The following is a 10413-nucleotide window of genomic DNA, read 5'->3' as shown; positions in this document are numbered from 1 at the left end:
CAAGCCTGAACTACGAACCAAAAAAAAGAAAACCTTCCTTCCGGAAGGCTTTTCGAACAGGGTCTAGTTAATTCAAAGGGAGATGAGGTAGTTTAGACGCCTCAACACCACGCAGATGTTACTGGTGAAGACACTCTATGATTTACAGACCCGCTGAGGAGTGAGACCTTAAACCTTGTCGGAGCTTAAGCAAGTAATCACAGGTTCGTGCGCTTCATACTACAATACGATGAGTCTATTCATTTACTTTTTTACACCCGAAGCCTCCACTAACTTGGAGCAAGCTTCCCGAGATTCCTGGAAATACTCTGTCACTTGAGCACTCCAGAAAAATTTCTTTCGGATCGGCAGCGAGGAATCCTTTTTATTCTAATAAGCGGTTTCTGCTGGGGGTTTCACGGAATCTTGATCAAATATGCCTTGGGTTTTGGGGTCTCGTTCCTTCAGGTCTTTTTCTTCGAAGTGATATTCGCAACACTGTTCTTCGGATGCTTTGCAGGTTCGTTCCTTAAAACAATCCGCCCGACCAGGAGGAGCCACTGGGTTAACTTGATAGCTGTTGGCTCCTGTACTATCGGGGTAGGTTACTTTCTGTTTCTATCCTTTAGTCTGGGGCCCGTGGCAATAGGAGCGACTTTTATGTTTATGTATCTTCCGGTGGTATATGGATATTCGCTGCTGGCAAAACACCAAACCCTGTCACTAATAAAGATCGCTTCAATCAGTATGGTTTTACTCGGTGCCGTGCTTACCACGGAGATCTTGCAAAGTTTTAAAGAGGCGGGGGCATTGGCCGCAGCATTCACCGCCATTTTCGCGTCCATGTGTTATGCCATGGTTTTTATCCTAACGCCAGCCACAGCAGCCTACACGACTGCTGAATTCCGATCATTTGCTGTTTCAGGAATCGGATTGATCGGTTGCCTCGTAATATTCGCGTTTATTCCGAGCCTGTGGTTCCCTCTCGGTGATAATATCTGGCCACTCGTTGGTATGGCCTTACTGCTGGGTGCCATTGGTCAAACTTTGCCCGTTATCACTCTAATGAAAGGCTTGCCGCTCACGGGAAGTAGCCTGGGAGGAGTCCTCGCAGCCGTAGAGCTCCCCATCGCGGTTTTTGGCGCGGCTATCCTGCTTGGCGAATCCCTAAACCTTCTAAAATTGGTTGGAGTAGCGTTGGTGTTGTCGGGCATCATCCTATACAATCAAAGCGATAGAAAACGGTTATCGCGGTGACTGCATCCTCATAATTTTGATGAGCCTGTTAATCTCAGGAACCCGGGAGATTTTCTCAAATCAGACTTTCAACCATTTATGTTCAAAATACTCAGCAGTACACGCTTCCTAATTACGGTGGAGGGTTGTTTTACCAGCTTTAAGATTTTCCAGGAATATAAGTATAGAGCGGCGTCTTATTTAGGATGATATCTTTTCATGATGTGTAATTTTCTTAGAGTCCAATTCTTGATTTTTTTGGGATTCGTCTCATTCGCTTCCGCTGCAGATCCGTCCTTTATTTTTGATTTAAAAACGAAAACGACCGCACCAGATGTACTCACCAGAGTTTATGGACGAGGGCTGGATGAAGATGGGGCCAAAGGTGTTCCGGTCGCTGGGGGTTACGACTGCAATGGAGACGGACACCTCGACTATGCATTTGCCCAAATCCAAGGTGATCCGCTTGGCCGGATCGGTGCCGGAGAAGTTACACTTGTCTTCGGCGATGGAACGATAGGTGGCACCATCAATTCCGCCATTTTTCAGAGCCGGATTCTCCGTATTGCCGGGACCCAAAGTAACGAAACAACCGGTGCCGAAATCTGGATGGACGATGTCAATGGAGATGGCATCGGCGATCTGTTAATTGGCCGACAAAATCATTCGCCTTCTCCTCTACGACTTGGAACTGGAGCACTCACAATTGTATTTGGAAATCCTCAATTGAAAACTCATGCCGAAAGCCTGAGTTATCTTGATTTAGGAAGCCCGCCTGCGGGAATAAAGGTTATTACATTTTGGGGTGTATCTGCCTACGACCGACTGGGAATATGGCTGCGAACCGGAGACATTACCGGGGATGGCATCTCAGATGTTCTTGTAGGGGCAGATGAAGTGGATGGCGTCGGCCTTCCAGTTTCTGACAATAGAGGTGCGGCCTATGTTATCCGAGGTGGAGTTTACTTAAACGATTCACCAAGCATTATCGATTTAGCCGATTTTGGATCCGAAGATTTCCCAGCAGCTTTTAAAGGACAGGTTGCATGGGTGGACCCTCCCCTTCAGTCGGCTGATTATCATTTTGGAGGAACGGTTCAACTCGCCGATTTGGATGGCAACCATCGCATGGAAGTTTTGGTGGCTGCAACCCTATCGAGGTCAGGTGCGAATCTTCGATTGCCAAATGCTCCGGAAAATACGGGTGAAGGCTCCGGGGGAAGTCAGGACGGATCAGTCTTTATTGTTTGGGACGAAAATTTCCCTCCCGGTCCGTGGCCGGAAGGCTATCGCTTTTCAGCTGAATCTCCACCGCTTGGAAATTTTACGCGTATCGATGGAGATCCTGATTACACAAATTTTGGCGAGGAAATGATTGGAGGTCTGGATTTTAGTGGTGACGGTTTTCCTGAACTCTTTGTAGGCGATTTGATCGCAGGACCAGACAATAGACCGGTGGCTGGAATTGGATATATACTGTACAATGCGGGAAATCTGAGAGGCCGGAAATTCAGAATAGACACGCCTCCGCCAGGTATTTTTGTAACATCGATTTACGGACCAAGTATTGGAGCTATCGGAGGAGATACGGTTTCGCAGGGTGATTTTGATGGAGATGGAAATGCGGATTTGGCGTTTGGGAACCCTGGTGACAGCCCGGAAATAAGGACAAAGGCCGGAAGCGTTCATGTGTTGTATGGGCAACCCGGAGGATGGCCCGGGCTCGTAAATTTGAGACCCGACACAAATGGATTAGTCGACGTTTTCCCAGCACTTGATATCATGAGAATTGCTGAAATCGATGGTGCTCAAGGCACCACCATTTCAAACACCGGCGATACCTTATCTTATAGCGGTGTTGCAGCTGATATCGATAGGGACGGTTTAAGTGATTTACTTATTAACGAAATGGTAGGCGACGGAGTTAGCACACTTGATGTTGGTAATTTGATAATCATCAGCGGTGCGGCTTTGTTTCCTAAGCCAACGTTTAATTTATTACCTTCAGAAACAGGACCTATCGTTTTTGGAAGTCGTGCTATCGATGAAGGAGAATCCTCCGTACAGAATATATCTTTTAAAAACATCAGCAGTAATAATCTCACACTAACTACAATTACGATTGAGGGTCCCAATGCAGGTGACTTCAGTATTGTTTCCCAGAGCCCTGGAACAAACCTTATTCCGGATGCTACAAAGTTGATTGGGGTAAGCTTTAATCCTTCGTCCATTGGATATAAAGGGGCAGCTCTTGTAATTAAAACCAATCAGGACAGCGTTCCTATCAGGTTAGGTCTCTCAGGAGTTGGAACCGATAGCAGTCTGGATTCCCGGCAATTAGCTATCGAAAAAAGCGGACCCGATATCGAGCTTACATTTGAATCGGAAATTTCAGTTCATTACTTACTGCAAAAGAGCGATGACCTTAGCGATTGGTCTACCGAAAATCTTAGAATTGGAACGGGTGTCATGATGAATATCTTCGAGCCGAATGCAATTGATGAAACAACGGCGGGTACGTTCTATCGCTTGCTGGCGACTCCAGGGAATTAATTAAACCAAAGGCAATCCGGCTTGCACTGAGCCTTTCTGGAACTACGGTTCATTCTTTCCATTCAGCCATCCATCATCGCCCCAACTTTTAATACTATGCCTCGAATTCTTCTAATTGTCCTGTTCATCCTCCCTACCCTATTAATCGCCAAGGAAGGGCCTTTTTTCACCACGGGTATTAAAGTAGGCGAAGTAGACACCACCAACGCAATCGTTTGGGTAAGGCTATCCCAAGAACCGGAGGCTGACTTCGAACGCTTGCCTATCTTTACCCAAGGATTGACGGATGAAGAAAACGATTCGGGCGAAATGCCAGACGATGTGGTACCCGGTATGGCTGGCGAAACACGCGTTTTGTTTTGGCCAAGTTCCCAAAATGAAAAATCAAAACGTTCGACCACATGGGAGGCTGTTTCAGTAGATGAGGATTTTACCTATCAATTTCGAATCGCTGGTCTCAATCCAAATGAAGACTACTCCTATCAAGTCGAAGCGCGCAAAGCAGGTGAAAGGACCATAACGGCTACGGCCAATGGACAATTCAAAACCGCTCCACTGGCGGACAGCGTGTCTCCTATTCGTTTTATTGTTACAACTTGCCAGGCGATTCGCAGTATAGATTCCGGCAGAGAAGGACATTTAACCTACGAACAAATGCTCGAGTTCGAACCTGACTTTCTAGTCCACACCGGGGATATCGTTTATTATGACAAGGCCCCTCTTGCGAAAAACATTCCCCAAGCACGGGCCAAGTGGAACCTGATGTTCTCCTACGGAAATAATCAACGCTTTCACCAAAACGTAACATCTTATTTCATGAAAGATGATCACGACACTTTGAAAAATGACTGCTGGCCAGGACAGACTTACGGAGACCTGACCTTTGAACAGGGCCTCGACATTTTTCGCGAACAGGTTCCCATGGGCGAGAGTACCTACCGGACTTACCGATGGGGAAAAGACGTCCAAATCTGGATGACGGAAAATCGGGATTTTCGCTCTCCAAACCGGATACCCGATGGACCTGAAAAAACCATTCTTGGTGAGACACAAAAAGCGTGGCTCAAGCAAACCATTCTGGAATCAGATGCCACTTATAAGTTTGTCATCTCACCTGGCCCAATGGTGGGTCCGGACAAAGAGGGCAAAGCAGACAACCACGGAAACGATGTCTTTGCTCATGAAGGACAGGAACTGCGTGATTTCCTAAGTGCTCAAAAAAATACTTATGTCATTTGCGGTGATCGTCACTGGCAGTATTGTTCGGAAGACCCGAAAACGGGACTCATAGAACTGGGTAGTGGAGCGATCAACGATCAACACAACTTCGGGGGCAATCCTGGCGAAAACGCCGAGTATCATCGTTACTTTAGCGGTAAAGGAGGTTTCCTGGGAATCACGGTTGAAAACGGAGCCGCCAGAGCTGAGTGGTACACAACCAATTACAGTTCTATAAAACCTTCATTGCTTCACACGGAAGTTCTTGGCCGGAAAAACTAGGACGCTAAATGCGACCGTTGTTATTTTTACTTAAGCATTTCCTGGTGAATCCAGGAATAGGTCTTTCCTAATCCTTCTGATAAAGAAATCGAAGGCTGCCACCCGAATATTTGCTGAATTAGAGTATTGTCACTGGATCTTCCTCGAACCCCCTTCGGAGCATCCAAATTGTAATCACGTTCGACCTTAACTTCAGCTATACCCTCAATAATTTCTGCTAACTGATTGATACTAACCATTTCAGAGCTGCCTAGGTTAATAGGATCTACCCAATCATTTGACTCAGTAATCAAATGAATCCCCGTTATACAATCATCTATGTACATAAAGGATCTGGTTTGCTCTCCATCTCCCCATATTTCAATGCGGTGTTCACCGAACAACTTACCAGCAATTATTTTCCGACAAATAGCGGCTGGCACCTTTTCCCTTCCACCATCGAATGTACCATAAGGCCCATAGACGTTGTGAAAGCGGGCAATCCGAGTTTGAATACCAAAATCTTCCCGGTAGTGTCGGCATAAGCGTTCCGAAAAAAGCTTCTCCCAACCATAGCCATCTTCAGGCATAGCCGGATAAACATCTTCTTCTTTCAGGGCAGCGACATCGGCAGTCGATTGTTTATCTGCAGTATACACACAGGCAGACGATGCATAAAAATATCGTTTGCAGTCATTCAACTTCGCGGCCTCCAAAAGGTGCGTATTAATAAGCACACTACGCATGCACAACGCTTTGTTAAGCTCGATGAAACCCATACCTCCCATATCGCATGCCAGATTATAAATTTTGTGGCATCCATTGGCAGCTTCCAGGCATGCGTCAGAATTCGTAAGGTCCAGGACACGATTATCAACTTCTTCAAAAACCTGATACCATTTGTCCACTGGCTTTATATCGACGGCAATAATGTTCAGACAGCCTCGCTTTAATAAATCGGCGACCAGATGTCCGCCAATAAAACCACCAGCTCCGGCTACAAGAATAGTTTGTTCTTTAAAATCGCTGGGGAAATCCGGTTCCGGAAGTGTCTTTCTATCTGTGGATTCTTTCACTGTTTATAAAAGCTTTCATCTGCTCCCACCTGTGCGAGTACGTATGATGATTAATCAGCATTTCATAGTTTTTTTCAATTAACGATTGGTAGTCACTGAAATTTGAGAGGATGGTTTTTATCTGCCCACATGGATCATTTAAATCAACAGTAACCATCGGATTGTATCCGAACAACTCTTCCAAGATCGGAGGACAGTGTCCCAGGACGAGGGCTTTGGATGCAATGGATTGAAAATACCGCATAGTCAGTGCATCCACATCCATAGTTTTGTCCGTAACGCTTCGAGGGAAATTTATAACCATCTTTGCCGCACCCATTGCGGTGATAAAATCTTCCCGGGTATCCAGCCATTCATGGTGATAGCTAATCCCATCGGGCAACCCTTGAAGCAATGATTGGTGGTAACTCTCCAGCTTTCGACCAAATGCGAGTATATCGATCGTTTTGGATTCGTTCGCACTATATTTATTGGGATCTACTGCTTCAGCAATAAAATGAACCCGACATTCATTAAGTACAGGTTGCAGACGTTCACGAAAAATCGGATGACCAACAAAAAGAATGGAAATCCCGGTGTCTTCAACAAAGCGAACCACTTGCTCCTGAGTGACCCATGGGGGAGTAGGATCATATAGATAAGCCACTTTTGTTCCCCTCAATATAAAGTCAGGACATCGCCGGAATGAAGGACCACCCAGAATAGCTATTCTTACTTCTTCCTTTGCATTGATCGGTGGTTCCAAGGGGGCTTTCATCCCAAAGCTTCTTCTAAGCGTTCTCAGAATACGGAATAAAATGGATGATAATACTCTGAATACTTTTCCTCTCTCGATCGATCTGACTTCTTTATCAAGTAGAATACTGTCCTCAAATTCTTGGAAGTCTAAATAGTTATGGGAGGCACGATCACTCCAATTTCTTACCAGGCCATATTTGAGATGCATAAAAAATAATAGAAAAGAAAAGTCTCAATAACAGGAGAAATAGGTCACGTGGAGGACAATCGAAGGTTTTTATGACTCTCAATAAGTAAAGACAGTGGTCAAACCAACTTTACAAACGATTCAACAAAATCTAATAGCTATTTTGAGTAGTGGATTCCCTGATTTGTAAGAAACAAGGGAATTGGGGATTGTCCTGAAACTGCTGTTATGGTTATGTTTAAGGTTCATCTTCTTTGTAATTCCGAAGAACCGGTACTTGTTTTTCCCGGTTCTTATAAATGGAGCTCTCACGGGGATTCGAAACTACACCCAACCATAGCAGTTAAACAATATGAAACCCATTTTTTCTACCGCTAAATGCTCCAGCATTTTTATTTTCCTATTTCTTTTTATTTCGATCGCTGAGGGGGTAACGAAAACGGGTACAATAAACGCAGATGAAACTTGGTCCGGAGTCATTGAAACAACCGGAAATGTGACAATCGCTGAAACGGTTACCGTTACTGTTAATCCGGGCACTATTGTTAAAATGGGAGCTTCTGACTCCATCAGCAACGATGGGACATTTAGCGTAATTGGCACCGCGGAATCGCCAATCTATTTTACCTCTATCAAAGATGATACTCTGGGCGGAGACACCAATGCAGACGGGGGGCTACCACACCAGCTGCGGGCGATTGGGCCAGAATGGAGAACATTTTCGGAAACACAGCTGATATGGCCCTGGAACATGTTTTCATAAAGTATGGCGGGGTTAGCAGTTCTGCGGCGATATTTGTGGGATCTGGAAAATTTTCGATCGATAACGTATCAATTACGGATTGTTCGACTGCGGGTATTCTTTATTCAAATTCCACCTCTGGTGATTATCAGATAAACAATTTAACGCTTGAAAGAATTGGCAGTACCACCTCCCACTACGGTGTAGGGGTCATTAGTTCAAATGCAATTGTGACGAGTACGAATCTTACGACGATAGACGTAGCAGGTCGTCACGTAAGTATTACCAATGGACTCCATTCGTGGAGGAGTTCAGGAAGCACATTTTCAGGATCTGGGATTAAAGCTATAGAAATCAGAGGCGGTACTATAACCGGGAATGAGGTTTTTGATGACGAGGTGCCCTATTTACTGACCGCAGAATTGATAATCGCGGATGGAGCGGCCTTAACCATTCCTGCGGGAACAACTATTTTTGCAGAAACTGCCGGAAGGTTCAAAAACCAGGGAGTCTTAAATGCCATTGGTACTGCTGAAAATCCCATAACCTTCACATCGCTGAAAGATGACACGGTTGGAGGAGACACAAATGGAGATGCAGCTGTAACGAGTCCTGCACCGCAAGATTGGCAGGGTATATTAACCGAGCTTTCAACGGCAGTTACCACCCTTAAACATTGTAATTTCAGCTATGGTGGTGGAAGTCAAAACAACACCGTATATGCCTTAAGAGGGTTAACCATCATAGAGGATTGCCTCATTCAGTTTTCAGAAACACGAGCCGTTTTTATACAAGAAGGAGATGCGATTCTTCGAAACAACACATTCACGGATACATCGAGTGTCGGTATTTACATTAAAAATTCCAATGGCTTTACAAAGTTGGAAAACAATCATTTCGAAAACTGTGTTGCAGGAGTTTATTCAGTCGAATCTGGAGTGCAATTGGATGCCAGTGGAACAACAGCAATCAATTGTGGGTGGACCAATGCCATTAAGTATGTTGAAACCAGCGGTCCGGTTTATATTCAGGAAGACCAGATCTGGCAGGAAAATTTATTGTATTACGTAACACGCGACCTGGAAATTAGCGACGGTGTTTCTCTGACACTGGCACCGGGGACCCAAGTGAAAGTTGCTCCAGGATCAAAGATAACCGTAAAGGGAGAATTAAGTGCAGTTGGCACCGATGTCTCTCCGATTCAGTTTACTTCCTTCCTCGACGATAGTATTGGGGGTGACAGCAACCAGGATGTCGATGCAACCGCTCCTTCGGCTGGGGACTGGATAGGGATTTGGGTGATATCAAATACGACATCCACGATCGATTTTGATTATGTGGAAGTCTACTACGGTGGCCACTTGTTACAGCTTTCAAATCGTACAGAGTTTCAAATCACCCATTCAACCTTTGCCTATGCTAGTAAAAGCGGTGTTTTTATCGATGACTATTCTGGTGGTACATTCTCGGGAAACTCCATTCATGATGTAGCTTGGAATGGTATCTATTCCGGCGTCTATAACACCGCACTCCAGACCAATATTACCAATAACAGCTTTGAGAACACGGGTGGGAAAGCTATGTTTTATTCGATAGACTCTCCTTTCAATGTTTCGGGGAACACTTTTTCAGGTGGGCTGAATACTGAGACAATAAGGATGAGAGGGGGTAAGATCCTAGCGGGAAGAACCGTCACTCTGGAAGCCAACCAAACCTACTTATTTATCGATGATGGCAATGATGAGCGGGGTGGTATCATTGAAGTTCTTTATGGAGCGACACTAATCGTCGAAGAAGGAGCCATTTTGAAATTTGATAAGTACGGGGGGATTTTCCTGGACGGGCACATGGAGTTTCGAGGGACAGAAGAGAATCCGATCATTCTGACCTCTCATTTAGATGATACGGCTGGTGGAGATACTAATGGCGACGGAAGTGCGACTACCCCAGCACCCGGGGATTGGTTTAATATTTGGTTACGCGACGGCTGGACAGGCGGTGGCACATATGCATTAGCCACTGGGACTTTAGAAAACTTTGAAGTCCGATTTCCAGGACTAGAGTATAATGGATCGGGTGGAACCGCGGGACCGGGTATATTGCATTTTGGCGGGACCATCACTATGTAGGATTTCCTAATCACACATTCACTACATGACGGCTATGAATGTCGCTATGCTAATGGTAACGCAACTATCGATGGTATGACGATTATAGATACACAAGCGGCGGCTATGAGGTTGCTGGATGGTACCGTTCATATGGATAATGTGTTCATCGATGAGATTGACGGGGCTTCGCTTGTATTGCGTTTGGGGGACCTAGTACCATGTAACACATAAAGTTTCTTATAGACAGGCTTCTGAGATTGCGCCATGTTTGAGTCATGGCACCAAGATATAAAATCACCCTGACGAAGAATG

7 protein-coding genes are annotated in these 10413 nt (G+C 45.2%); 5 read left to right on the top strand and 2 right to left on the bottom strand.

All coding sequences use genetic code 11. The features are described from left to right. Positions 1 to 315: 315 nt before the first annotated feature. The 3 genes from O3C43_22990 to O3C43_22980 all read left to right on the top strand — a co-directional run bounded on the left by O3C43_22990 (position 316) and on the right by O3C43_22980 (position 5268). Positions 316 to 1236, top strand: coding sequence for a DMT family transporter (locus O3C43_22990; GenBank protein ID MDA1069355.1), 921 nt, complete (start codon positions 316 to 318; stop codon positions 1234 to 1236). Between the two features lie 237 nt (positions 1237 to 1473). Beyond that, a complete protein-coding gene (locus tag O3C43_22985) occupies positions 1474 to 3768 on the top strand; it encodes a hypothetical protein (protein MDA1069354.1) in 2295 nt (764 codons plus the stop codon). A 96-nt stretch (positions 3769 to 3864) separates the two neighbouring features. Beyond that, positions 3865 to 5268 carry an alkaline phosphatase D family protein gene (locus O3C43_22980; GenBank protein MDA1069353.1) on the top strand — a complete coding sequence of 468 codons (1404 nt, stop codon included), beginning with the start codon at positions 3865 to 3867 and terminating at the stop codon, positions 5266 to 5268. 26 nt (positions 5269 to 5294) lie between these two features. On the opposite strand, the gene O3C43_22975 is transcribed toward O3C43_22980, so the two are convergent. Continuing rightward, on the bottom strand, positions 5295 to 6323 hold the full coding sequence (locus tag O3C43_22975) for an NAD-dependent epimerase/dehydratase family protein (GenBank protein MDA1069352.1): 1029 nt from the start codon (positions 6321 to 6323) through the stop codon (positions 5295 to 5297). Beyond that, positions 6304 to 7080, bottom strand: a complete 777-nt coding sequence (locus tag O3C43_22970) for a glycosyltransferase (protein ID MDA1069351.1) — start codon at positions 7078 to 7080, stop codon at positions 6304 to 6306. Before O3C43_22970 ends, O3C43_22975 begins: the two co-directional genes overlap by 20 nt. Positions 7081 to 7600: 520 nt before the next feature. Between O3C43_22970 and O3C43_22965 the strand changes: the two genes are divergently transcribed. Further along, the gene (locus O3C43_22965) at positions 7601 to 8011 is read left to right on the top strand and encodes a hypothetical protein (GenBank protein MDA1069350.1); all 411 of its coding nucleotides are present in this window, start codon (positions 7601 to 7603) and stop codon (positions 8009 to 8011) included. Then, positions 7957 to 10119, top strand: coding sequence for a right-handed parallel beta-helix repeat-containing protein (locus O3C43_22960; protein MDA1069349.1), 2163 nt, complete (start codon positions 7957 to 7959; stop codon positions 10117 to 10119). Before O3C43_22965 ends, O3C43_22960 begins: the two co-directional genes overlap by 55 nt. Positions 10120 to 10413 lie beyond the last annotated feature (294 nt).

The organism is Verrucomicrobiota bacterium (assembly GCA_027622555.1).
In the GTDB taxonomy this organism is placed as follows: domain Bacteria; phylum Verrucomicrobiota; class Verrucomicrobiia; order Opitutales; family UBA2995; genus UBA2995.
The sequence above is the reverse complement of the archived record's forward strand: the minus strand, read 5'-3'. Positions and strand labels throughout refer to the sequence as shown.

Coding starts and splice junctions, on each gene's coding strand:
- O3C43_22980 (MDA1069353.1), top strand. CDS start 3,865: ATGCCTCGAATTCTTCTAATTGTCCTGTTCATCCTCCCTACCCTATTA.
- O3C43_22970 (MDA1069351.1), bottom strand. CDS start 7,080: ATGAAAGCCCCCTTGGAACCACCGATCAATGCAAAGGAAGAAGTAAGA.
- O3C43_22965 (MDA1069350.1), top strand. CDS start 7,601: ATGAAACCCATTTTTTCTACCGCTAAATGCTCCAGCATTTTTATTTTC.
- O3C43_22960 (MDA1069349.1), top strand. CDS start 7,957: ATGGAGAACATTTTCGGAAACACAGCTGATATGGCCCTGGAACATGTT.